This window comes from Streptomyces sp. NPDC014882 (assembly GCF_043081325.1).
Classification (GTDB): Bacteria; Actinomycetota; Actinomycetes; order Streptomycetales; family Streptomycetaceae; genus Streptomyces.
In genome coordinates this window covers 111,064-132,288 of record NZ_JBIBWL010000004.1, presented here as the reverse complement: position 1 = coordinate 132,288, position 21,225 = coordinate 111,064, and the positions used below count along the sequence as shown (strand labels likewise).

General features: G+C 74.1%; 21 protein-coding genes and 1 riboswitch. Of the genes, 8 read left to right on the top strand and 13 right to left on the bottom strand.

Annotated features, from left to right (window positions below; all coding sequences use genetic code 11):
• Positions 1-2: 2 nt before the first annotated feature.
• The 4 genes from ACF09K_RS11840 to ACF09K_RS11825 are packed head-to-tail and all read right to left on the bottom strand — an operon-like array spanning position 3 to position 4,067.
• Positions 3-1,208 carry a sensor histidine kinase gene (locus ACF09K_RS11840; protein ID WP_392242660.1) on the bottom strand — a complete coding sequence of 402 codons (1,206 nt, stop codon included), beginning with the start codon at positions 1,206-1,208 and terminating at the stop codon, positions 3-5.
• Positions 1,205-2,920: a cation acetate symporter gene (locus tag ACF09K_RS11835; protein ID WP_392242658.1), complete on the bottom strand. Its 1,716-nt coding sequence runs from the start codon at positions 2,918-2,920 to the stop codon at positions 1,205-1,207. Before ACF09K_RS11835 ends, ACF09K_RS11840 begins: the two co-directional genes overlap by 4 nt.
• The gene (locus tag ACF09K_RS11830; protein WP_392242656.1) at positions 2,917-3,321 is read right to left on the bottom strand and encodes a hypothetical protein; all 405 of its coding nucleotides are present in this window, start codon (positions 3,319-3,321) and stop codon (positions 2,917-2,919) included. The genes ACF09K_RS11835 and ACF09K_RS11830 overlap by 4 nt, the downstream gene beginning before the upstream one ends.
• A complete protein-coding gene (locus ACF09K_RS11825) occupies positions 3,318-4,067 on the bottom strand; it encodes a LytR/AlgR family response regulator transcription factor (protein WP_392242654.1) in 750 nt (249 codons plus the stop codon). The genes ACF09K_RS11830 and ACF09K_RS11825 overlap by 4 nt, the downstream gene beginning before the upstream one ends.
• A gap of 78 nt (positions 4,068-4,145) precedes the next feature.
• Here ACF09K_RS11825 and ACF09K_RS11820 point away from each other — a divergent pair, with 78 nt between their 5' ends.
• From ACF09K_RS11820 to ACF09K_RS11795, 6 genes are all read left to right on the top strand, one after another.
• The gene (locus ACF09K_RS11820; protein ID WP_392242652.1) at positions 4,146-4,670 is read left to right on the top strand and encodes an Lrp/AsnC family transcriptional regulator; all 525 of its coding nucleotides are present in this window, start codon (positions 4,146-4,148) and stop codon (positions 4,668-4,670) included.
• A gap of 125 nt (positions 4,671-4,795) precedes the next feature.
• Positions 4,796-5,617 (top strand): dimethylargininase, encoded by an 822-nt coding sequence (gene ddaH / locus ACF09K_RS11815; RefSeq protein ID WP_392242650.1) that lies wholly within the window; start codon positions 4,796-4,798, stop codon positions 5,615-5,617.
• Complete coding sequence (gene rocD / locus ACF09K_RS11810) at positions 5,614-6,834, top strand: ornithine--oxo-acid transaminase (RefSeq protein WP_392242649.1); 1,221 nt, start codon at positions 5,614-5,616, stop codon at positions 6,832-6,834. The genes ddaH and rocD overlap by 4 nt, the downstream gene beginning before the upstream one ends.
• Before the next feature lie 474 nt (positions 6,835-7,308).
• Positions 7,309-9,783 (top strand): SpoIIE family protein phosphatase, encoded by a 2,475-nt coding sequence (locus ACF09K_RS11805; protein WP_392242647.1) that lies wholly within the window; start codon positions 7,309-7,311, stop codon positions 9,781-9,783.
• Between the two features lie 121 nt (positions 9,784-9,904).
• A complete protein-coding gene (locus ACF09K_RS11800) occupies positions 9,905-11,146 on the top strand; it encodes a PP2C family protein-serine/threonine phosphatase (RefSeq protein ID WP_392242646.1) in 1,242 nt (413 codons plus the stop codon).
• 152 nt (positions 11,147-11,298) lie between these two features.
• Entirely contained in the window at positions 11,299-12,024 is a 726-nt protein-coding gene (locus tag ACF09K_RS11795; RefSeq protein WP_392242644.1) for a lysophospholipid acyltransferase family protein, read from the top strand.
• 131 nt (positions 12,025-12,155) lie between these two features.
• Here ACF09K_RS11795 and ACF09K_RS11790 read toward each other — a convergent pair whose 3' ends face one another.
• The 8 genes from ACF09K_RS11790 to ACF09K_RS11755 all read right to left on the bottom strand — a co-directional run bounded on the left by ACF09K_RS11790 (position 12,156) and on the right by ACF09K_RS11755 (position 19,048).
• Positions 12,156-13,754: an alpha/beta hydrolase gene (locus ACF09K_RS11790; protein WP_392242643.1), complete on the bottom strand. Its 1,599-nt coding sequence runs from the start codon at positions 13,752-13,754 to the stop codon at positions 12,156-12,158.
• Between the two features lie 150 nt (positions 13,755-13,904).
• Positions 13,905-14,657, bottom strand: a complete 753-nt coding sequence (locus ACF09K_RS11785) for an urease accessory protein UreD (protein ID WP_392242641.1) — start codon at positions 14,655-14,657, stop codon at positions 13,905-13,907.
• Position 14,658: 1 nt separating this feature from the next.
• Positions 14,659-15,336 (bottom strand): urease accessory protein UreG, encoded by a 678-nt coding sequence (gene ureG / locus ACF09K_RS11780; RefSeq protein WP_392242639.1) that lies wholly within the window; start codon positions 15,334-15,336, stop codon positions 14,659-14,661.
• Positions 15,337-15,500: 164 nt separating this feature from the next.
• Positions 15,501-16,175, bottom strand: coding sequence for an urease accessory protein UreF (locus ACF09K_RS11775; protein WP_392242637.1), 675 nt, complete (start codon positions 16,173-16,175; stop codon positions 15,501-15,503).
• 10 nt (positions 16,176-16,185) lie between these two features.
• Positions 16,186-17,907, bottom strand: coding sequence for an urease subunit alpha (locus tag ACF09K_RS11770; protein WP_392242635.1), 1,722 nt, complete (start codon positions 17,905-17,907; stop codon positions 16,186-16,188).
• Positions 17,900-18,211, bottom strand: coding sequence for an urease subunit beta (locus ACF09K_RS11765; protein WP_392242634.1), 312 nt, complete (start codon positions 18,209-18,211; stop codon positions 17,900-17,902). Before ACF09K_RS11765 ends, ACF09K_RS11770 begins: the two co-directional genes overlap by 8 nt.
• A 10-nt stretch (positions 18,212-18,221) precedes the next feature.
• The gene (locus ACF09K_RS11760) at positions 18,222-18,524 is read right to left on the bottom strand and encodes an urease subunit gamma (RefSeq protein ID WP_392242632.1); all 303 of its coding nucleotides are present in this window, start codon (positions 18,522-18,524) and stop codon (positions 18,222-18,224) included.
• Positions 18,525-18,760: 236 nt separating this feature from the next.
• Positions 18,761-19,048, bottom strand: a complete 288-nt coding sequence (locus ACF09K_RS11755) for a type II toxin-antitoxin system Phd/YefM family antitoxin (protein ID WP_392242630.1) — start codon at positions 19,046-19,048, stop codon at positions 18,761-18,763.
• Positions 19,049-19,161: 113 nt separating this feature from the next.
• On the opposite strand from ACF09K_RS11755, the gene ACF09K_RS11750 reads away from it, so the two are divergent.
• Both ACF09K_RS11750 and ACF09K_RS11745 read left to right on the top strand, forming a co-directional pair.
• Positions 19,162-19,467 carry a hypothetical protein gene (locus tag ACF09K_RS11750; RefSeq protein WP_392242628.1) on the top strand — a complete coding sequence of 102 codons (306 nt, stop codon included), beginning with the start codon at positions 19,162-19,164 and terminating at the stop codon, positions 19,465-19,467.
• A gap of 416 nt (positions 19,468-19,883) precedes the next feature.
• A riboswitch (cyclic di-AMP (ydaO/yuaA leader) is annotated at positions 19,884-20,027 on the top strand.
• A 3-nt stretch (positions 20,028-20,030) separates the two neighbouring features.
• Positions 20,031-20,504 carry a C40 family peptidase gene (locus ACF09K_RS11745; RefSeq protein WP_392242627.1) on the top strand — a complete coding sequence of 158 codons (474 nt, stop codon included), beginning with the start codon at positions 20,031-20,033 and terminating at the stop codon, positions 20,502-20,504.
• Positions 20,505-20,656: 152 nt separating this feature from the next.
• On the opposite strand, the gene ACF09K_RS11740 is transcribed toward ACF09K_RS11745, so the two are convergent.
• The gene (locus tag ACF09K_RS11740; RefSeq protein WP_392242625.1) at positions 20,657-21,190 is read right to left on the bottom strand and encodes an ATP-binding protein; all 534 of its coding nucleotides are present in this window, start codon (positions 21,188-21,190) and stop codon (positions 20,657-20,659) included.
• Positions 21,191-21,225: the final 35 nt, after the last annotated feature.

Genomic DNA, 21,225 nt, shown 5'->3' with positions numbered 1-21,225 from the left:
GCTCACCCCGGGGCGCGGCGGGCCGCCGAGTGGACGCCCGGCTGGTACTTCGGCAGCCGGGCGCTGACCTTCATGCCCGCGCCGGGCGCCGTCTCGATGACGAGGCCGTGGTCATCGCCGTACACCTGGCGGAGCCGGTCGTCGACGTTGCACAGCCCGATGCCGCCGGACGGGCTGACCCCGGCCGCCAGGATGCGGCCCAGCAGGACGGGGTCCATGCCCGCGCCGTCGTCCTCGATGACGACGAGGGCCTCGGCGCCGGCGTCCCGCGCGGTGATCTGGATGTGGCACTTGTCGGCCTTGCCCTCCAGTCCGTGCTTGACGGCGTTCTCCACCAGGGGCTGCAGGCAGAGGAAGGGCAGGGCCACCGGGAGGACCTCCGGGGCTATCTGGAGGGTGACGGAGAGGCGGTCGCCGAAGCGGGCCCGCACCAGCGCCAGGTACTGGTCGATGGCGTGCAGCTCGTCGGCGAGGGTGGTGAAGTCGCCGTGCCGGCGGAACGAGTAGCGGGTGAAGTCGGCGAACTCCAGGAGCAGCTCGCGGGCCCGCTCGGGGTCGGTGCGGACGAACGAGGCGATCACCGCGAGCGAGTTGAAGATGAAGTGCGGGGAGATCTGGGCGCGCAGGGCCTTGATCTCGGCCTCGATGAGGCGGGTGCGGGAGTCGTCGAGGTCGGCGAGCTCCAGCTGGACGCTCACCCAGCGGGCCACCTCCCCCGCGGCCCGGACCAGGACGGCGGACTCACGGGGCGCGCAGACGACGAGGGCGCCGTGCACCCGGTCGTCGACGGTGAGCGGGGTCAGGACGGCCCAGCGGACCGGGCAGTCGGGGGCGTCGCAGGTGAGCGGGAAGGCCTCGCCGCGGCCGGTGTCCAGCGCGCCGGCCAGCCGGGCCATGATCTCCGTGCGGTGGTGGGCGCCCACGCCGTCCCAGGCCAGCAGCCGTTCGCGGTCGGTCAGGCAGAGGGCGTCCGTGCCGAGCAGGGTGCGCAGTCGGCCGGCGGACCTGCGGGCCGTCTCCTCCGTGAGGCCGGCGCGCAGGGGCGGGGCCGCGAGGGAGGCGGTGTGCAGGGTCTGGAAGGTGGCGTGCTCGACGGGGGTGCCGAGGTCACCGGGGCTCTGCGGGCGGGCGGTGCGGCGGCCCAGCCAGAAACCGGCCGCGAGGAAGGGCAGGATCGCGATGCACAGGCCCGCCAGGAAGCCGCTCACGCCTTGACCTCCGCCGCCCGCAGCTCCTCGGGGAGGTGGAAGCGGGCCAGGATGGACGCCGTGCCGGCCGGGACGCGGCCCGGGGTCGCCAGCGAGACCAGGATCATGGTGAGGAAGCCCAGCGGGACCGACCACAGGGCGGGCCAGGCCAGCAGGGCGTGCGCTCCGCCCGTCACGGGCAGGCCCGCCATGGTGGCGGCGACGGCGGCGAAGGCCGAGCCGCCGCCCACGAGCATCCCGGCGGCCGCGCCCGGCGGGGTCAGCCGCCGCCACCAGATGCCGAGGACGAGCAGCGGGCAGAACGAGGACGCGGACACCGCGAAGGCCAGGCCCACCGCGTCGGCCACCGGCAGCCCGCCCACCAGCAGGCTCGCGGCGAGCGGGACGACCATGGCGAGACCGGTGCCGAGCCGGAAGTGCCGTACGCCGCGGGTGGGCAGGACGTCCTGGGTGAGGACGCCCGCCACGGCCATGGTCAGGCCCGACGCGGTGGACAGGAACGCCGCGAAGGCGCCGCCCGCGACCAGCGCGCCGAGCAGGTCGCCGCCGAGACCGCCGATCATCCGGTCGGGCAGCAGCAGGACGGCCGCGTCGGCGTCGCCGGCGAGGGCCAGTTCCGGGGCGTACAGGCGGCCGAGGGCCCCGTAGACGGGCGGCAGCAGGTAGAAGGCGCCGATCAGGGCGAGGACGACGACGGTGGTGCGGCGGGCGGCGACGCCGTGCGGGCTGGTGTAGAAGCGGACGACGACGTGCGGCAGCCCCATCGTGCCGAGGAAGGTCGCGAGGATCAGGCCGTACGTCGCGTACAGGGGGCGTTCCTCGCGGCCGGCGGCGAGACTGGTGGACATGCCGCCGTTGCCGCCGCGTTCGGCTGCGGGGACGGGGGTGCCCGGGGCGAAGACGAGGCGGGTGCCCCGCTCGATGCGGTGGGTGCCGGCGGGCAGGCTCAGTGCGGCCCGCTCGTGCCGTCGGCCGTCGACGGTGCCGGTGACCGTCACGGTCAGGGGCCGGTCCAGCGCCAGGTCGAGGGTGGAGCCGACCCGGACGGCCCGCTGGTCGCGGAAGGCGGGCGGTTCCTCGAAGACCCGGCGGGGCGCGCCGTCGCCCTGCCAGGCGAGGACCAGGAACAGGGCGGGGACGAGGAGGGCGGTCAGCTTGAGCCAGTACTGGAAGGCCTGCACGAAGGTGATGCTGCGCATGCCGCCCGCGGCGACGGTCGCGGTGACGACCACGGCGACGATCAGCCCGCCGAGCGAGTCGGGCGCCCCGGTGAGCACGGTCAGGGTCAGTCCGGCGCCCTGGAGCTGGGGCAGCAGGTAGAGCCAGCCGACGCCCACGACGAAGGCGCCCGCGAGCCGCCGCACCGCCTGGGAGGCGAGGCGGGCCTCGGCGAAGTCGGGGAGGGTGTAGGCGCCGGAGCGGCGCAGCGGGGCGGCGACGAAGAGGAGCAGCACCAGATAGCCGGCGGTGTAGCCCACCGGGTACCAGAGCATGTCCGGGCCCTGCACGAGGACCAGTCCGGCGATGCCGAGGAAGGAGGCGGCGGAGAGGTACTCGCCGCTGATGGCGGCCGCGTTGAGGCGGGGGCCGACGGTGCGGGAGGCGACGTAGAAGTCGGAGGTCGTGCGGGAGATGCGCAGGCCGAAGGCGCCGACGAGGACGGTCGCCACGACGACCAGGGCGACGGCGGGGACGGCGAAGGCGGAGTTCACCGGTCCTCGACCAGGCGGACGAGGTCGCGTTCGTTGCGCTCGGCACGGCGGACGTACCAGCGGGCGAGCAGGACCAGCGGGGCGTACAGGCCGAAGCCGAGGACCGCCCACTCCAGGCGGCGGGCGTCGGGCAGCGCCGCGAACAGCAGGGGCAGCGGGCCGACCAGCAGCACGAGGACGGCGAACACGGTGAGCGCGGCCCGCAGCTGGGTGCGCATCAGGGAGCGGACGTAGGTGTGGCCGAGGGTCGTCTGCTCGTCGATCTCGGTGCGCGGACGGTAGTAGCCGGAGGCGTGGGGGTACCGCCCGCGGGAGCGGGGCCGGGCGTGCGGGAGGGGGCGGCGGGGCGGGGCGGTGACGACGACGCGGCGCTCGGCGGGGTCCTGCTGGGGCACGGTCACGGCCTCCTCATCAGCAGGTCCCGCAGTTCGCGGGCGTGACGGCGGCTGACCTGGAGTTCCTCGCCGCCGACGACGACGCTGACCGTGCCGGCGTCCAGGCGGAGCTCGCCGATGTGGCGCAGGCCGACGAGGTGGCGGCGGTGGATGCGGACGAAGCCGCGGGCCCGCCAGCGCTCCTCCAGGGTGGACAGCGGGATGCGGACGAGGTGGCTGCCGCGGTCGGTGTGCAGGCGGGCGTAGTCGCCCTGGGCCTCGACGTGGGTGATGTCGTCCACGGACACGAACCGGGTCACGCCGCCCAGCTCGACGGGTATGTGGTCGGGGTCGGGCTCGTGGACGGGGACGCGCGGGGCGGCGCCGCGCAGTTCGGCGGCGCGGCGGACGGCCTCGGCGAGCCGTTCCTTGCGGACCGGTTTGAGGACGTAGTCGACGGCCTTGAGGTCGAAGGCCTGCACGGCGAAGTCCTCGTGGGCGGTGACGAACACGACCAGGGGCGGGCGGGCGAAGCCGGTGAGCAGCCGGGCCAGGTCGAGGCCGTCGAGGCCGGGCATCTGGATGTCGAGGAAGACGACGTCGACGGCGTCGGGGCCTTCGGGGCCGGATTCCAGGGCCCGGTTGATCCGGCGCAGCGCCTCCGTCGCGTCACCGGCGCCCTCCGCGCTGCGGATCCGGGGATCCGCGGAGAGCAGGTAGAGCAGCTCCTCCAGCGAGGGGCGTTCGTCGTCGACGGCTAGGGCGCGCAGCATGAAGGTGGAGTGTAGGGGCGATCCGGACGGCTGGACACGTGCCGGGGGACGGACGTGGGCGCTGGATACAGTGCCCCCATGAGCAGCGGCCCCGCCCCTTTCGACGGACTCGACCGGAAGATCCTCACCGCGCTGATGGCGAACGCCAGGACGAGTTTCGCCGAGATCGGCACGGCGATCGGGCTGTCGGCCACGGCGGTCAAGCGCCGGGTGGACCGGCTGCGGGACAGCGGGGTGATCACCGGGTTCACGGCGACGGTGCGGCCGTCGGCGCTGGGCTGGCGCACGGAGGCGTACGTGGAGGTGTACTGCGAGGGGGCGGCGCCGCCGCGGCGGCTCGCGGAGGTGGTGCGCAACCATCCGGAGATCACCGCGGCGATGACGGTGACGGGCGGCGCGGACGCGCTGCTGCACGTGCGGGCGCGGGACGTGGAGCACTTCGAGGAGGTGCTGGAGCGCATCCGGGTGGAGCCGTTCATCCGCAAGACGATCAGCGTGATGGTGCTGTCGCACCTGCTGCCGGAGAGCCCGGAGGCGGGTGCGACCCACGAGGCCCCGCACGCCCCGCACACCGCTTCCGACGACGCAGCGAACATGCGCTGAGCAGGGCCAAGACGCAGCATTCCTGCGTGAACGCGCAGCTCATCTTCCTTGTCGGGCGTCCCGCCCGCTTCCTACCGTGGTGTCACCCCCAGTCGACCGCGCAGGAAAAGCGGAGGAACCCCTCTGTGACCGTCAGCCGTGTGCCACGCCTTCGGCGTTTCCTCGTCTGTGAACCCAGACATTTCGCCGTGCAGTACGCGATCAACCCCTGGATGCATCCCGACTCCCCCGTCGACGTCGACCTCGCGCACGCGCAGTGGCAGGCGCTGATCAGCGCCTATCGCGCGCACGGCCACACCGTCGACACCGTCGAGCCCGCCCCCGGGCTGCCCGACATGGTCTTCGCCGCGAACTCGGCGGTCGTCGTCGACGGCCGCGTCTTCGGCTCCCTCTTCCACGCTCCGGAGCGGCGTGCCGAGTCCGTCCACTACGACAGCTGGTTCGAGACGGCGGGCTTCGACGTCCACCGGCCCGCGTCCGTCTGCGAGGGCGAGGGCGACCTGGTGTGGACCGGCCGGTACATGCTGGCCGGCACCGGGTTCCGCACCACCCGCGAGGCGCACCGGGAGGTGCAGGAGTTCTTCGGGCACCCGGTGGTCAGCCTGACGCTGGTGGACCCGCACTTCTACCACCTGGACACCGCGCTGTTCGTGCTGGACGGCGGGCCCGAGGGAAACATCGCCTACTACCCCGAGGCGTTCTCGCCGGGAAGCCGCGCGGTGCTCGCCCGGCTCTACCCGGACGCGGTGCTCGCCACCCGCGACGACGCGATGACGTTCGGGCTGAACTCCGTCTCCGACGGCCGCAACGTCTTCATCGCGCCGCGTGCCGAGGCGCTCGCCGAGCGTCTCGCCGACCACGGCTACGTCCCCGTCCCCGTCGACCTCTCGGAGTTCCAGAAGGCCGGAGGTGGCATCAAGTGCTGCACCCAGGAGATCCGTCCATGACCGCACCCGCCCGCCCGCGCACGTCCGCCGACCTGATCCGGGCCGAGGAGCCCGTCCTCGCGCACAACTACCACCCGCTGCCCGTGGTCGTCGCGCGTGCCGAGGGGGTCTGGGTGGAGGACGTCGAGGGCCGCCGCTACCTCGACATGCTGGCCGGGTACTCGGCGCTGAACTTCGGGCACCGCCACCCGGCGCTGATCGAGGCCGCGCACCGCCAGCTGGACCGGCTGACGCTGACCTCCCGCGCCTTCCACAACGACCGGCTCGCCGGGTTCGCGGAGCGGCTCGCCGCGCTGACCGGGCTGGACATGGTGCTGCCGATGAACACCGGCGCCGAGGCCGTCGAGAGCGGGATCAAGGTGGCCCGCAAGTGGGCGTACGACGTGAAGGGGGTGCCGGCCGACCGGGCGACCATCGTGGTGGCCGCCGACAACTTCCACGGCCGTACGACGACGATCGTCAGCTTCTCGACGGACGAGACGGCGCGGGCCGGCTTCGGCCCGTTCACGCCGGGGTTCCGGATCGTGCCGTACAACGACCTGGCGGCGCTGGAGGCGGCGGTCGACGAGACGACGGCGGCCGTGCTGCTCGAGCCGATCCAGGGCGAGGCGGGCGTCGTCATCCCGGACGACGGCTACCTGGCCGGGGTGCGGGAGCTGACCCGGCGCCGGGGCTGCCTCTTCGTCGCCGACGAGATCCAGTCCGGGCTCGGGCGCACCGGCCGGACGCTGGCCGTCGACCACGAGGGGGTCGTCCCCGACGTGCTGCTGCTCGGCAAGGCGCTGGGCGGCGGGATCGTGCCGGTGTCGGCCGTCGTGGCGCGGCGCGAGGTGCTGTCCGTGCTGCGGCCGGGTGAGCACGGGTCGACGTTCGGCGGGAACCCGCTGGCGGCGGCGGTGGGGACGGCGGTGGTGTCGCTGCTGGAGACCGGTGAGTTCCAGGCGCGGGCGGCCGCGCTGGGCGGTGTCCTGCGGGACGGGCTGACCGGGCTGGTGGGCCGGGGAGTCGTCGGGTTCCGCGCGCGCGGGCTGTGGGCGGGGGTCGACGTGGACCCGGCGATCGGCACCGGCCGGGAGATCGGCGAACGGCTGCTCGCGCGGGGCGTCCTGGCGAAGGACACCCACGGCTCCACCATCCGCCTGGCCCCGCCCCTGACGATCACGGAGGAGGAGCTGCGGATGGCGCTGGAGACGCTGGAGGAGGTGCTGGGGGCGTAGACGGCAGGGCTTCGGGAGGTCCTGACGGGTGGCTCCCCTCCGGGTCCCCCCGGGTCCCCCGGGACTTCCGGGTCCCCCGAGACTCCCGGGGTTCTCGGGACTCTCGGGGCCTCCGCAAACCTCGGGAGCCCTGGAGGCCCTGGAGCCCTCGGGCCCCGGACCTTCAGGGCTCCCGGGGCTTCTGGGGCCTCCAGGGCCTCCAGGGCCTCCAGGGCCTCCAGGGAGGGTGATTTCCTCGCAGTTTCTTCGCCCCGGCGTCCACGCGATCGCGGTGCGGCGCGCGGTCCGAGGCGGGCCGTGCGCGGCCCGCGCTCCCGGCTCCGCCGTGGCTCCGGTGGGTTCCGGGGAGCGGGGGTGCCGTCGGTCCGCCGGAGGCCTTCCCCGGGGTGCGGGGTGAAGATGGAGTCGAGACGTGGGAGAGGACCCTCAGGCCCCTCAGGACCCTCAGGACCCTCAGCGACGGAGAGGTCGGCCGTGGGCAGTGACGACCTGGACGATGTTGCCCGCCGGCGGTTCGACGTGGCGGACGCCGTACCCCTGCTGCTCGACGCGCGTGGTGTGGTGACCAGCTGGACCAGGGACGCCGCACGGCTGTTCGGCTACGGGGCCGCGGAGGCGGTGGGCAGGGGTCTGGCCGATCTGCTGACGGCCGGGGACGCCTCGCGGGTGCCGGACGTGCTGGAGCGGTGCCGTCGGTCCGGCGGCTGGACGGGACTGCTGTCGGCCCGCCGCAAGGACCGGCGGCCGGTGCCCGTGATGGCGCGGATCACCTCGGCGGACGAGCCCGCCGGGCCGTGGCACTGGCTGGTCCTGGTGAACGAGATGGCCGAGGCGCACGGCTGGAGCATGAGCCGTGACGTGCTGGAGCAGATGGTCGCCGGGTCGCCGATCGGCATCGCGATCGTGGACACGGACCTGCGGTTCGTGTGGTCGAACACGGCGCTGGCCCGGTTCGGCGGCGGTGCGCCCGGCAGCCGGCTGGGGCTGCGGCTGGCGGACGTCCAGCCGGGCTTCGACGCGGAGGCGGTCGAGGCCCGGATGCGGCAGGTGCTGGAGACCGGCGAGCCCGTCGTCGGCTACGAGCACGTGGGGCGGCTGCGGGCCGCTCCGCGGCGCGAGACGGCGCACATGCTGTCGTTCACCCGTCTGGACGACGACCACCGCCGGCCGATGGGCGTCTACTACACCGTCGTGGACATCACCGAACGGCACCGGGCCCGGCAGCGTCTCGCCCTCCTGGACCGGGCCGGCCGGCACATCGGCCGCAGCCTGGACATCGCCCGGACCGCGCAGGAACTGGCCGAGGTGGTGGTCCCCGGTTTCGCCGACGCCGTGGCCGTGGACCTGCTGGAGTCGGTGCTGCGGGGGGCCGAGCCCGTGGTGGGCCGGGCTGCGCGGCCGGACGGGGCGATGCTGCTGCGCCGGGCCGGGCAGCGGTCGGCGGCGGACGGCCCGCGGCCGGCCGGGGAGACGGAGTCCGGCGCCACCGCCGTCGTGGCCCACCGGGCCGGGTCCCCCGCCGTCCGCTGTCTGGTGACCGGGCGGGCCTGGTGGGCGGAACGGCTCTGGCCGGACGCCGCGGAGTGGAGCCCGGGCCTTCCGCCGCTGGGTGCCGCGCAGGGGGCCGAGCGGGAGCCGGCGAGCGCGCTGATCGCGCCCGTGCGGGCCCGTGGCGCCACCCTGGGGGTGGCCGTGTTCCTGCGCCGCGCCACGCGGGAGCCCTTCGGCGAGGACGACGTGACGCTGGCCGAGGACCTCGTCTCGCGCGCCGGCGTGTGCGTGGACAACGCCAGCCGTTACACCCGCGAGCGGGACGCCGCCCTGGTGCTGCAGCACAGCCTGCTCCCGCGGCGGCTGCCCGAGCAGGAGGCGGTCGAGGTGGCCGCCTGCTACCGGCCGGCGGACGAGCTGACCGGTCTCGGCGGCGACTGGTACGACCTCATCCCCCTCTCGGGGGCCCGCGTGGCCCTCGTGGTGGGCGAGGTGCAGGGGCACGGCATCGCCGCCGCCGCGGCCATGGGGCGGCTGCGCACCGCCGTCCGCACGCTCGCCGCGCTGGAGCTGCCGCCCGACGAAATCCTCGCCCACCTCGACGACCAGGTGGCGCGCACGGCGCAGGAGGACGCGGGAGAGGGCGCGGCGGCCGTGGCGGAGGGCGCGGCACAGGCCGTGGGGGCCGGGTGCCTGTACGTGGTGTACGACCCCGTCGACGGGCGGTGCGCGATGGCCGCCGCCGGGCACCCCGCACCGGCGGTCGTGCTGCCCGACGGCACGGTCGCGTTCGTCGAGCTGCCGCAGGGGCCGCCGCTCGGGGCGGGCGGGCCGCCCTTCGAGTCGGCCGAGCTGCTGCTGCCGGAGGGCAGCACGCTGGCGCTGCACACGGACGGGCTGCTGGTCCAGGGCGGGCGGGGGGCGCCGGACGCCGCCCGGGAGCAGTTGGTGCGGGCCCTGAAGGCACGGGCGGGGTCGCTGGACCTGCGCTGCCGGGCGGTGGTCGACCTGCTGGTCCCGGACCGTCCGTACGACGACGTGGCCCTGCTGATGGCCCGGACCCGGCGGCTGCCCCCGGACCGGGTCGCGCAGTGGGAACTGCCCGCCGATCCGGCCGCGGTGGCGGAGGCCCGCAAGGCCGCGGCCCGCCGGCTCGCGGACTGGGGCCTCGCGGAGCTGTCGTTCACCACCGAGCTGGTCGTCAGCGAGCTGGTCACCAATGCCATCCGCCACGCCGACGGCCCGATCCGGCTGCGCCTGATCCGTGAGCGCACCCTGGTCTGCGAGGTGCACGACGGCGGCGCCACCGCTCCTCATCTGCGCCACCCCCGCACCACCGACGAGGGCGGCCGCGGCCTGCTGCTGGTCTCCAGCATGACCCGGCGCTGGGGCACGCGGTTCGTCCCCGACGGAAAGATCATCTGGGCCGAGCAGTCCCTCACCGGCCCCGACGCCTGACTCCCCCTCCAGGGGCTTCCGCCGCACCTGCCCTCCCCCCTCCGCCGCGCCTTCCGCCGCATCCCGCCTTCCGGTCACAGCATGCGAAAATATCCCGAAGACCGGCAGATGGGGCGTGTCCATGAACGACTCGGTGATCGACTACTCGGCGGTGTTCCAGTCCCTGCCCGGCATGGTCGCGCTGCTGACCCCGGGCCTGGTGTACGCCGACGTCAACGAGGAGTTCCTGCGCGTGTCCGGCCGCCGGCGCGAACAGGTGGTCGGCCGCCACCTCTTCGAGGTCTTCCCCGACAACCCGCAGGACCCCGCCGCCAGCGGCATGCGCAACCTGGAGGCCTCGCTGCGGCGGGTGCTGGCGACCGGCGAACGCGACGCGATGGCCCTGCAGCGCTACGACGTGGAGTCGCCGGAGCGGCCCGGCGAGTGGGAGGAGCGGTACTGGAGCCCCGTCAACGCGCCCGTGTGCGACGGGAACGGCTCGGTGGTGCTGCTGGTGCACCGCGTGGAGGAGGTCACCGAGCTGATCCGGGCCCGGGGCGGCGGCGCGGGGGGCCCTGCCGGGAGCCGGGCCCGGGTGCTGGAGGCCGAGCTGTACACCCGCGCGCGCGAACTCCAGGAACTGAACGAGCGCCTGCGGCTGGCGCACACCCTCGAGCGCGAGGTGGCCCTGGCCCTGCAGAAGGCGATGCTGCCGGCCCGCCGGCAGGTCGGCCGCCACCAGGTGGCGGTCCGCTACCGTCCCGCGGTCGGCTGGCTCAACGTCTGCGGCGACTGGTACGACCTCGTCGACCTGGTCGGCGGCAACCGGATAGGGGTGTCGGTGGGCGACGTCGTCGGGCACGGGCTGGCGGCCGCGGGCGTGATGGGGCAGCTGCGCAGCGCGCTCAGTGCCGCCTCCCGGGTGGCGGCGGGCCCCGCCCAGGCGCTGGACGTGCTCGGCCGCTACGCCCACGTCGTGGACGGCGCCGAGTCGGCGACGGCGGTGACCACGTTCATCGACTGCGACGACCACACCGTCACCTACAGCAGCGCGGGCCACCTCCCACCGGTGCTGGTGCACCCCGACGGCCGGGTGGAGTTCCTCGACCGGGCCACCGATCCCCCGCTCGACGCCCGCCCCGATCCCCGGCCCCGGCCGCAGGCGTCCACCGCCTACGCGCCGGGCGCGCTGCTCGCGCTGTACACCGACGGCCTGGTGGAACGGCGGCGCGAGGACATCGACACCGGCCTCGCCCGGCTCGCCGGATCCCTGACCCGCCACCGGCACGCCGACCCGGAGGAGATAGCCGACGCCGTCCTGCTGGAGCTGCTGCCCCACGGGGGCGCCACCGACGACACGGCCCTCGTCGTCGTCCGGCTGTGACCGCCGACGGGGGTGCGCCGCAGGGTTCGCGAGGCCGGTGCGCGCGGGTTCCTGCCGTGCGCCGCCCCGCCTAGAATTGCCCCCCGCACCATGCCGGTTGACCTGCTGGGACACGGCGGTTGAGCCGATCCGCCGGATTGAGGAGCCACCCGTTGTTCTACTACCTCCTGAAGTACGTGGTGCTGGGACCGTTCCTGCGCCTGCTGTTCCGGCCCCGCATCGAGGGGCTCGGGCACGTGCCGGCGGCGGGGGCGGCGATCGTCGCGGGCAACCACCTGTCGTTCTCGGACCACTTCCTGATGCCGGCCGTCCTCAAGCGGCGCATCACGTTCCTCGCGAAGGCCGAGTACTTCACGGGCTCCGGCGTGAAGGGCCGGCTGACCGCGGCCTTCTTCCGCAGCGCGGGGCAGATCCCGGTCGACCGCTCCGGCAAGGACGCGGGGCAGGCCGCCATCCGTGAGGGGCTCGGCGTGCTGGGCAGGGACGAGTTGCTCGGCATCTACCCGGAGGGCACCCGCTCGCACGACGGCCGCCTCTACAAGGGCAAGGTCGGGGTCGCGGTGATGGCCCTGAAGGCCGGGGCGCCCGTCGTGCCCTGCGCGATGATCGGCACGTTCGAGGCACAGCCGCCCGGCAGGAAGATCCCGCGCATCCGGCCCGTGACGATCCGCTTCGGCGAGCCCCTCGACTTCTCCCGCTACGCCGGCATGGAGGGCGAGAAGGCGGTCCTGCGCGCGATCACGGACGAGATCATGTACGCGATCCTGACGCTGTCGGGGCAGGAGTACGTCGACCGGTACGCGGCCGAGGTCAAGGCGGAGGAAGCGGCGGCCGCCCGGGAGAGGGCCCGCAGGTTCCCTCGTTTCCCCACGCGTTGACACCGGCGGGACGGTCCGGGCGCCCGGGGACCCGGCGCCGCGGGCGGGGACGGTACGGGTGAGGGGCGGCCGGGATGACCCGGCCGCCCCTCACCGTCGTGCCGGCGGCTGCGAGGCAGCCGCCGCGGGGCCTACGGCTTGGGCGTGGCGTGCGGGGCGCAGGTCACGTCCGCGGTGTCCAGCTCACCCGTCAGGAGGTAGGTGTCCACCCGGGTGTTGACGCAGGAGTTGGCCAGGCTGGTGACGCCGTGGGAGCCCGCGTCCTTCTCGGTGATCAGGCGGGAGCCCTTGAAGCGCTGGTGCAGTTCGACGGCGCCCTCGTAGGGGGTGGCCGCGTCCCGCTCGGACTGCACGATGAGCACCGGCGGAAGTCCCTTGTGGGTCTTGACGTTCACCGGGGTCTGCTGCTTGACCGGCCAGGTGGCGCACGGCAGGTTCATCCAGGCGTTGGCCCAGGTCATGAACGGGTGGTCCTTGTGCAGACGCGTGTTGTCGCGGTCCCACCTGGTCCAGTTGGTGGGCCACTTGGCGTCGGCGCACTCGACGGCCGTGTAGACGGCGTTGCCGTTCTCGGAGGAGGCGTTGCCGGCCGTGTCCGACAGGTCGGGGGCGGCGGCGTCGACGAGGGCCTGGGTGTCACCGGCGACGTACTTGCTGAAGACGGTCGCGACCGGGACCCAGGAGGAGTCGTAGTAGGGGGCGCTCTGGAAGAAGGAGATCAGCTCGGCGGGGCCGACGACGCCGCCGAGGGGGCTCTTCTTCGCCGTGGCGCGCAGGTCGAGCCACTTGGCCTGGACGGCGGCGCGGGTGGTGCCGAGGTGGAAGGTCGCGTCGTTGGCGGCGACCCAGTCCTGCCAGTCCTTCCAGCGGCCCTCGAAGGCGACGTCCTGGTCGAGGTTGGCCTGGTACCAGATCTTCTCCCGCGAGGGGTTCACCACGCTGTCGACGACCATGCGGCGCACGTGCCCCGGGAACAGGGTGCCGTAGACGGCGCCGAGGTAGGTGCCGTAGGAGACGCCGAGGAAGTTCAGCTTCTTCTCGCCGAGGGCGGCGCGGATGACGTCGAGGTCGCGCACGGTGTTCGGCGTGGTCATGTACGGCAGCATGTCGCCGCTGCGCTCGTAGCAGCCCTCGGCGTACTCGCGGGCCAGCTTGCGCTGGGCGCGCTTGTCGGCCTCGGTGTCCGGCACGGGGTCGGCCTTGGGCGCCTTGACGAACTCCTGCGGGTCGACGCAGGAGATGGGCGCGGAGTGGCCGACGCCGCGCGGGTCGAAGCCCACGAAGTCGTAGGCCTTGGCGACCTTGGCCCAGACCGGGGCCTTGGTGGTGACCCGGCGCGGGAAGCGCAGGCCGGAGCCGCCGGGGCCGCCGGGGTTGTAGACGAGGGCGCCCTGGCGCTCCTCCTTCGTCCCGGTGTTGCCGATGCGGTCGACGGCGATCTTGATCTGCTTGCCGTCGGGTCGGGCGTAGTCGAGCGGCACGGTCACGTAACCGCACTGGATGGGCTTCTCCAGCCCCCAGTCGGCGGGACAGTCCTGCCAGTCGACGCCGGCCTTCGCGGCCCGCTCCGCGGCGATCGCCGCGCCGCGCATCTCGCGGTTCTGCCCCGACCGGTCGCCGGTCGCGCTCGCGGTCGGTGCCATGACCGCGCCGGCCACCAGCGTCGCGGCGACGAGTGCGCCGGCCGAGCCGAGCGCCGCCGTCCGTCCGGTAGGTCGTATGTCCCTCAAGTGGACCCTCCCCGTATGTCAGTTCGTCCGTTCAGAACGTCAGTACGGGATCCTTGCCGCTGTGAGGCCCCTGGGAACAGGTGTCGTTGACCTTCTTTGCCAATCCGATAACCGGAGAGACACGTCCCGCTCACCGGATGAACGCCTTCGTCAGGTCAGGGACTCGAGGGCCGCGTCCAGGACGCGCCGCAGCCGCAGGCCGTCCGGCGCGACCGCGGTCACCAGAGCGGCGGGGCCGGCCAGCGGCACGAGCGTGGCGCTGTCGCCCAGCATCCGGGCGGCGACCGGGGCGGCGTCGAACTCCGGCCTGACGACCACCAGTTGTCCGACGGCACGATGGCCCGCGAGGACGGCGGGCCCGTCCCAGCCGCCGGGGGCGCCCGGCCCGCAGGCCAGTTCCTGGTCGAGGAGGGCCCGCCCGCCGATCCGGACGACGAGCCGGCCGGTGAGCCGGCCGGGCACCTCGCCGGCCCGGCCGAGCACCTGCTCCTCGCGCAGGACGAGACGGGCGCCCGGGGCGAGGTCGGCGTGGGTGGCGACGTGCAGGTCGCTGCCCCGCGCGGAGATCAACGGCTCCGGGAGCCAGTGCAGTTCGCCGCCTTCGGCGATGTCCAGCCGTACCGTGTAACGGGCCTCGTCCTCGGCCTGGCCGGGCAGGGCGATGGTGGCGGCGGCCGAGCCGACGCGCAGCCGGGCGCCGTCGGCGACGTCCGCCGTGACGGTGAGGCGGTCGCCGCCGAGCGGCCCGCTCATCGCGCCGACCAGCATCACGCGGGCCTCACCGGCGTCGCCGCGGGTACGCCGCAGCGCGAGCGGTCCGTCGCTCTCCAGCACGGGCAGGGCGGTGCCGCCGCGCCCGTCCGCGCGGGCCCGGATCCGCGCGGTGGCGTGCACACCGCTCACGTCAGGCCGTCCACGCGGCGAGCCGCTCCCGCACCCAGGCGGCGACCTGCCGTACGCCGTCCTCGCCCCGCAACGACTGGAACACCACGGGCAGTCCGGCGCGCTGCGCCTCGGCGTCGGCGGCCATCCGGGCGAGGTCGGAGCCGACGTGCGGCGCGAGGTCGGTCTTGTTGACGACGAGGAGGTCGGCGGTGGTCACGCCGGGCCCGCCCTTGCGGGGGATGTCGTCCCCTCCGGCGACGTCGATGACGAAGATCTGCGCGTCCACGAGCCCCTTGGAGAAGGTGGCGGTGAGGTTGTCCCCGCCGGACTCGACCAGGACGAGGTGCAGCGGCCCCACCGCGTCCTCCAGGTCCTCCACCGCTTCGAGGTTGGCGGAGATGTCGTCCCGGATCGCGGTGTGCGGGCAGGCCCCGGTCTCGACGGCCGTGATCCGCTCGGGCGGCAGCACGGCCTCCCGCAGCAGGAACTCGGCGTCCTCGCGGGTGTAGATGTCGTTGGTGACGACCGCCAGCGAGAACTCGTCGCGCAGCGCCCGGCAGAGCGCGGCCACGGTGGCGGTCTTGCCGGACCCGACGGGCCCGCCGAGCCCGATCCGCAGCGCGCGGCGGGACCCGTCGGGCCGCCGGGCGTCGGCACCGACGGCGGCGGGACCGTGGGGGGCGTGGTCGAGATGCATGTACCGCTCCTTTTCGACTGACGGGGCCGCACAGCCCGTCCGGCGCTCGAGGACGAGGCCGTTCAGGCCGACGGGGGTCCGGGGGTCCGGGGGCGGAGTCCCCGGGACGGGAAGGGAAGAGAAGGCGGGGGCGGGGGGCGGGAACTCCTCATGACGGGAACCCCTCACGAGGCGAACAACCGCGCACCCCACCCGGCGTGCGCCTCCGCCCCGATCTCCAGCAGCGGCGCGGACGCCGCGGGCAGCGCCCCCACCCCCTCGCCCGGCACCGCCACCCCCGCCGCCACCGCCCGGTCGACGACCCGGTCCACCTCCGGAGCCAGCCGCGCCAGCACCGCCGTCGCCTCGAACGGATCGAGGCTCAGCAACCGCACGACCGCCGAGGCGGGCCCGCTCACGCTCTCGTACGCCGCGCAGTACGCCGCGTCCCGGGGTGCGAGCCCGGCCGCACGGGCCGTCAGCCCGAGCACCACCGGCTGGTGCGCCCCCTTGGGGAACTTCCCCGCCAGGGCGTCCAGTCCGGCGTCCGGCCAGGTGGCCCGCGCCGCCCGGAGGAGCTGCCGGCCGAGCCGGCGGGCGGCCGCCCGCAGCGCGGGCGACGGTGTGCGCGCGTCGGCGGCGGCGTCCAGTTCGCCGGGGTCCGCCCCGGCCGCCGCGGCCGCGGCCAGCGCCGCCGCCACCAGTCCGGCCGTGTGCAGCCGGCCCCGGCAGAAGTCCTCCAGGTCCGCCGCGCCGGCGATCCGGCCCGCCTTGACGGCCTCCTCGGCCCCGCCGGAGTGGGCGTGCCCGCCGGCGGGGAAGCGTCCGTCGGCGAGGACGAGGAGCGCCGCCCTGCTCATCGCCCGCCCATCAGAAGAGGAAGTAACGCTGGGCCATGGGCAGTTCGGCTGCCGGTTCCGCCTCGACCAGCTCGCCGTCGATGCGTACGGCGAAGCTGTCGGGGTCGACCTCGACCCGCGGCCGGGCGTCGTTCTCCCGCATGTCGGCCTTGGTGACGCCCCGCGTGGAGTCGATCGCGACGAACGCCTTGCCGAGGTGCAGGCGTTCCGGAAGCCCGTCCTCGATCGCCAGCGGTGCGACGAAGTTGAACGAGTTGGACGCCGGCGCCCGGCCGGTCGCCCCGTACATGGGTCGCGGCAGGATCGGCTGCGGGGTGGGGATGGACGCGTTGGCGTCGCCCATCTGCGCGTACGCGATCTGCCCGCCCTTGATGACGAGGTGCGGCTTGACGCCGAAGAACGCCGGTTCCCACAGGACCAGGTCGGCCAGTTTGCCGGTCTCGACGGAGCCGATCTCCCGCGCCAGGCCCTGCGCGAGCGCGGGATTGATCGTGTACTTGGCGACGTAGCGGCGCACCCGGTGGTTGTCGGCGCGGCCGTCCCCGGGCAGCGCGCCCCGGCGTCGCTTCATCACGTGCGCCGTCTGCCAGGTCCGCAGGACGACCTCGCCGACCCGGCCCATCGCCTGGGAGTCGGAGGAGATGATCGAGATGGCGCCGAGGTCGTGGAGGACGTCCTCCGCGCCGATGGTGGAGGGCCTGATCCGGGACTCGGCGAAGGCGAGGTCCTCGGGCACCGCGGGGTTCAGGTGGTGGCAGACCATCAGCATGTCGAGGTGTTCCTCGGCGGTGTTGACGGTGTACGGCCGGGTCGGGTTCGTCGAACTCGGCAGCACGTGCGGCTCGGAGACGACGGTCATGATGTCGGGCGCATGCCCGCCGCCGGCGCCCTCGGTGTGGTACGCGTGGATGCCGCGGCCGGCGATCGCCGCGAGCGTGTCGCCCACGAAGCCGGCCTCGTTCAGCGTGTCCGTGTGGATGGCGACCTGGATGCCGGTGCGGTCGGCGACCGTGAGGGAGGCGTCGATGACGGCCGGGGTGGAGCCCCAGTCCTCGTGGAGTTTCAGGCCCAGCGCGCCGCCCCGGATCTGGGAGAGCATCGCCTCGTGGGAGACGGTGTTGCCCTTGCCGAGGAAGCCGACGTTGAGCGGGTACTGCTCCATCGCCTCCAGCATGCGGGCCAGGTGCCAGGGGCCGGGCGTCACGGTGGTCGCCTTCGAGCCCTCGGCGGGCCCGGTGCCGCCCCCGACCAGGGTGGTCACGCCCGCGGACAGCGCCTCGTCGGCGATCTGGGGGCAGATGAAGTGGACGTGCGCGTCGATCGCGCCGGCCGTGAGGATCCGTCCGTTGCCGGCGATGATCTCGGTCTCGGGCCCGATCACCAGATCGGGGTGGACGCCGTCCATGGTGTCGGGGTTGCCGGCCTTGCCGATGCCGGTGATGCGCCCGTCGCGGATGCCGATGTCGGCCTTGACGATCCCCCAGTGGTCGACGACGACGGCCCCGGTGACGACGGTGTCCGGCGTGCCGTCCGCGCGGGTGGCGCGCGCCTGGCCCATGGACTCCCGGACGACCTTGCCGCCACCGAACACGGCCTCGTCGCCGGCGAGGCCCGGCCCGCCGCAGCGGTCCTCCTCGATCTCGATCAGCAGGTCGGTGTCGGCGAGCCGGATGCGGTCCCCGGTGGTCGGCCCGAACAGGTCGGCGTACGCGGCGCGCGAGATCTCAGGCATCGAGGGCACCTCCGGTCTCCCCGCGCAGACCGGGCACGACCCTGGCTCCGGCGAGCGGTACGAGTTCGACCTCGACGGGGATTCCGGGCTCGAAGCGCACGGCGGTGCCGGCGGCCACGTTCAGCCGTTTGCCGCGCGCGGCGGCGCGGTCGAACTCCAGTCCGGGGTTGGCCTCGGCGAAGTGGTAGTGGGAGCCGACCTGGACGGGCCGGTCGGCGGCGTTGAGGACGGTGAGCCGGGTGGTCCCGCGGCCCGCGTTGTAGACGATCGGGCCGGACGCGAACAGGATCTCGCCGGGAATCATCGCGGCCCCCTCAGACGATCGGGTCGTGGACGGTGACGAGCTTGGTGCCGTCCGGGAAGGTCGCCTCGACCTGCACGTCGTGGATCATCTCGGGGATGCCCTCCATGACGTCGTCACGGGTGAGCAGCGTGCGGCCGGAGGCCATCAGCTCGGCCACGGTGCGGCCGTCGCGCGCCCCCTCGAGGAGGTGCGCGGTGATCAGGGCGACGGCCTCGGGGTGGTTGAGCCGGAGCCCTCGGGCCCGGCGCCTCTCGGCGACGTCGGCGGCCACATGGATGAGCAGCCTCTCCTGCTCGTGCGGGGTCAGTCGCACGTCCCGCCTCACCTCCTCGCTCCGGACCGCGCGGGGCCCGGTCGCCGCGGCCATCGGGCAAATCGCCTGGTGGCGTGGAGGGGCAGGCTAGTGGGACCGCGTTTCGCGGACGTTAACCACGCGGTGATCCGCGTGTCCGGCGGCGCTCGGGCTCGGGGCCGGTCCGTGCGTCCGGTGCGCGCTCCGCCCCGCGTGTCCCGCCCCGCGTGTCCCGTCCGCGAGGCCGGTCCGCGCGTCTAGGCGGGATCGGGCCCGCGGTGTTCCGCCGCGATCCCGAACCGCTGCCGCTCACGGGAAGCGGACGCCACGTCACGGACCGCCGAGACCGAGCTGACCACTGGCCCCCCGGCCGGGGCGTCGGGCGCGTCCAGCGCGTCGAGCCGCTCCAGGTCGGAGGCGGAGACGAGGGCGACGAGGGGCTTGCCGTGCCGCGTCACGACGACGCGCTCACCGCCGTACACCACCCGGTTGATCAGGTCGGCGAGTTCAGCCCTGGCTTGCGTCACCGGAATCTCGTAGGCCATGGACCCATTCTAACGTGACGTACGTCCTGTACATTTTTTACCGATGCCGAAGGAGGGGGTTCCCATGGCCCGACCGCCCGCCCGTCGCACCCCGGACGCGGGGTGAGCCGCCGATGCTCCCCGAACTGCCGCCGCTGCCGGCTCTGACCCGCGCCGAGGCCGAGCTGATCGACCGTTACCTGGAGGTGATCGACCTGGTCGGCCGCGTCAACCCCGCCCGGCGCGGCGACACGTACGGCGGGCTGCGGGCCGCCCAGGCGCTGGTGAGCCGGGCGACCGCGCTGCGGGACGCGCTGACGCTGATGCACCAGCGGGGCGAGAGCGAGCTGCACGCGCCGACGCTCGCGCGGGCGCTGCGCCTCCTCGACGGGGAGCGCCGCACGGCGCGCGTCACGGTGCCGCCGCTCTCCGACAGTTGACCCGCGTCCGTCCGGACCGGGCGGCGGGCGCGGAGCGCGTGACGTCCGGTCCGGGACACAAACGGACCAAACGGTGTACCCCTGTTCGGCGTACGCGTGGCTGTTTTTCCGGACCGCTCAAGTTGCGCGGAGAACGGCGAAAGTGGGCGGAATCCCGTGTTCCCGTGCTGGTCGGAGGCCTGGTGGCGCCTTGACATCTGATGCGACATCAGGGTGTCCACCCGAACGGGTGAGTGGTGAGTAACCCCACAAATACCCGGTTCCGTTGGGATTTTCGGACATCGGTGAGCCAAGATCCCTGACTGACGACAAGCCCCCGCCACAAGCGGCGGGGCGGTCCGGGCGGACGCCGAGTCCTGCCGCCGTCCGGATGCCCGAGTCGACAGGAGTGCACCGGCAGGAGTGGAGGACCCGAGCAAGCCGGGTCGCCGGACCGGACGTCCCCGGGAGGGGAGGCGCCGGACCGAGCAGCCCTTGGGGTGAAGCCGCAGCAGCGGCCGGGCAACTTCGCCAGCCCGAATCCGACAGGTCATCCTTCACAGGCGGCTGACGAAGGGTTGCGCATGACTGCGCTCAATCGTGTCCCGTCGCTCATGGCCCGGGCCGGTACGGCCTCGGCGTTCGCCATCGCCGCCGTCGGCGGCTCGATCGTGGTCCCGGGGGCGGCGTCCGACGCCGCGGCCGCCACCCCGGCGACGAAGGCACTTCAGATCGCGGCCTCCAAGAAGGGCTCTCCCTACCGGTACGGGGCCACCGGGCCGAGCAGGTTCGACTGCTCGGGGCTGACGCTGTACTCGTTCAAGAAGGCCGGCAAGAAGCTGCCGCGCACGGCCGCCCAGCAGTACAACAAGACGCGCCACATCTCCGCCGGCAGCCGCAAGGCCGGCGACCTGGTGTTCTTCCACTCGGGGTCGAACGTCTACCACGTCGGGATCTACGCCGGTAAGGGCAAGATCTGGCACTCCCCGAAGACCGGGGACGTGGTGAGGCTCCAGAAGATCTGGACCAAGAGCGTCTGGTACGGCCGGGTCAAGTGATCTCCCGGGGCGGTGGTGGCGTCCTGACGCGCCGCCACCGCCCCGGGATCCGCTCCCGCCCCGCGAGGGGCGCCACGGGCTCAGGACGGCCTCCCGTGGCTCCGTGGGCCGGGCGGGGTCCCCGTGGGGTCCCGAGGGAGTCCCGAGGGGCCTCAGAGGGGCACGGCGGAGTCCGAGCGGCCCCCGGGGCCCGTCAGGGGGTCCTGCGGCCCCGTCGCCGTCACCGGCCCCGCCGTCCCCGGCGCCGCCTTGCCGGCAGGCTCGTCGGGGACCGTCCAGGGCAGCTCGATGAAGACGGTCTTGCCGCCCTCGCGGGTGGGGCGGACCCGGAGCCTGCCACCGCGCTCCGCGGTCAGCCACCTGATGATCACCATGCCTCGGCCGTTGTCCTGCTGGACGGCGGCCGGCAGTCGTTGCGGGAAGCGCGGGTGGCTGTCGGTGACGCCGATGTACAGCCGCTCGTCGCGGACGAGGACGAGGTCCACCGTGAAGGTGGGCGACTGCCCGAAGGTGTGCTGCACGGCGTTGGTGGCCAGCTCGGAGACGATCAGGCGGGCGGTGTCGGTCAGCTCCGCGGCGGCCGGGAGGCCCCACTGCGCGAGGGTGTCGAGCACGTGGGTGCGGGCGGTGGACACCGAGGCGGGATCGCTCGGCAGAGTGACGGATGCTTCCAGGTGGTCTGCCATGGCGACGTCGTCCCTTTCCCACGGGACCGGCGTCC

Excerpts from the sequence above, each read along its gene's own strand:
- ACF09K_RS11825 (WP_392242654.1), bottom strand. The coding sequence starts at position 4,067 with ATGCTGCGCGCCCTAGCCGTCGACGACGAACGCCCCTCGCTGGAGGAG.
- ACF09K_RS11820 (WP_392242652.1), top strand. The coding sequence starts at position 4,146 with ATGAGCAGCGGCCCCGCCCCTTTCGACGGACTCGACCGGAAGATCCTC.
- rocD (WP_392242649.1), top strand. The coding sequence starts at position 5,614 with ATGACCGCACCCGCCCGCCCGCGCACGTCCGCCGACCTGATCCGGGCC.
- ACF09K_RS11800 (WP_392242646.1), top strand. The coding sequence starts at position 9,905 with ATGAACGACTCGGTGATCGACTACTCGGCGGTGTTCCAGTCCCTGCCC.
- ureG (WP_392242639.1), bottom strand. The coding sequence starts at position 15,336 with ATGCATCTCGACCACGCCCCCCACGGTCCCGCCGCCGTCGGTGCCGAC.
- ACF09K_RS11775 (WP_392242637.1), bottom strand. The coding sequence starts at position 16,175 with ATGAGCAGGGCGGCGCTCCTCGTCCTCGCCGACGGACGCTTCCCCGCC.
- ACF09K_RS11770 (WP_392242635.1), bottom strand. The coding sequence starts at position 17,907 with ATGCCTGAGATCTCGCGCGCCGCGTACGCCGACCTGTTCGGGCCGACC.
- ACF09K_RS11765 (WP_392242634.1), bottom strand. The coding sequence starts at position 18,211 with ATGATTCCCGGCGAGATCCTGTTCGCGTCCGGCCCGATCGTCTACAAC.
- ACF09K_RS11755 (WP_392242630.1), bottom strand. The coding sequence starts at position 19,048 with ATGGCCTACGAGATTCCGGTGACGCAAGCCAGGGCTGAACTCGCCGAC.
- ACF09K_RS11750 (WP_392242628.1), top strand. The coding sequence starts at position 19,162 with ATGCTCCCCGAACTGCCGCCGCTGCCGGCTCTGACCCGCGCCGAGGCC.
- ACF09K_RS11745 (WP_392242627.1), top strand. The coding sequence starts at position 20,031 with ATGACTGCGCTCAATCGTGTCCCGTCGCTCATGGCCCGGGCCGGTACG.
- ACF09K_RS11740 (WP_392242625.1), bottom strand. The coding sequence starts at position 21,190 with ATGGCAGACCACCTGGAAGCATCCGTCACTCTGCCGAGCGATCCCGCC.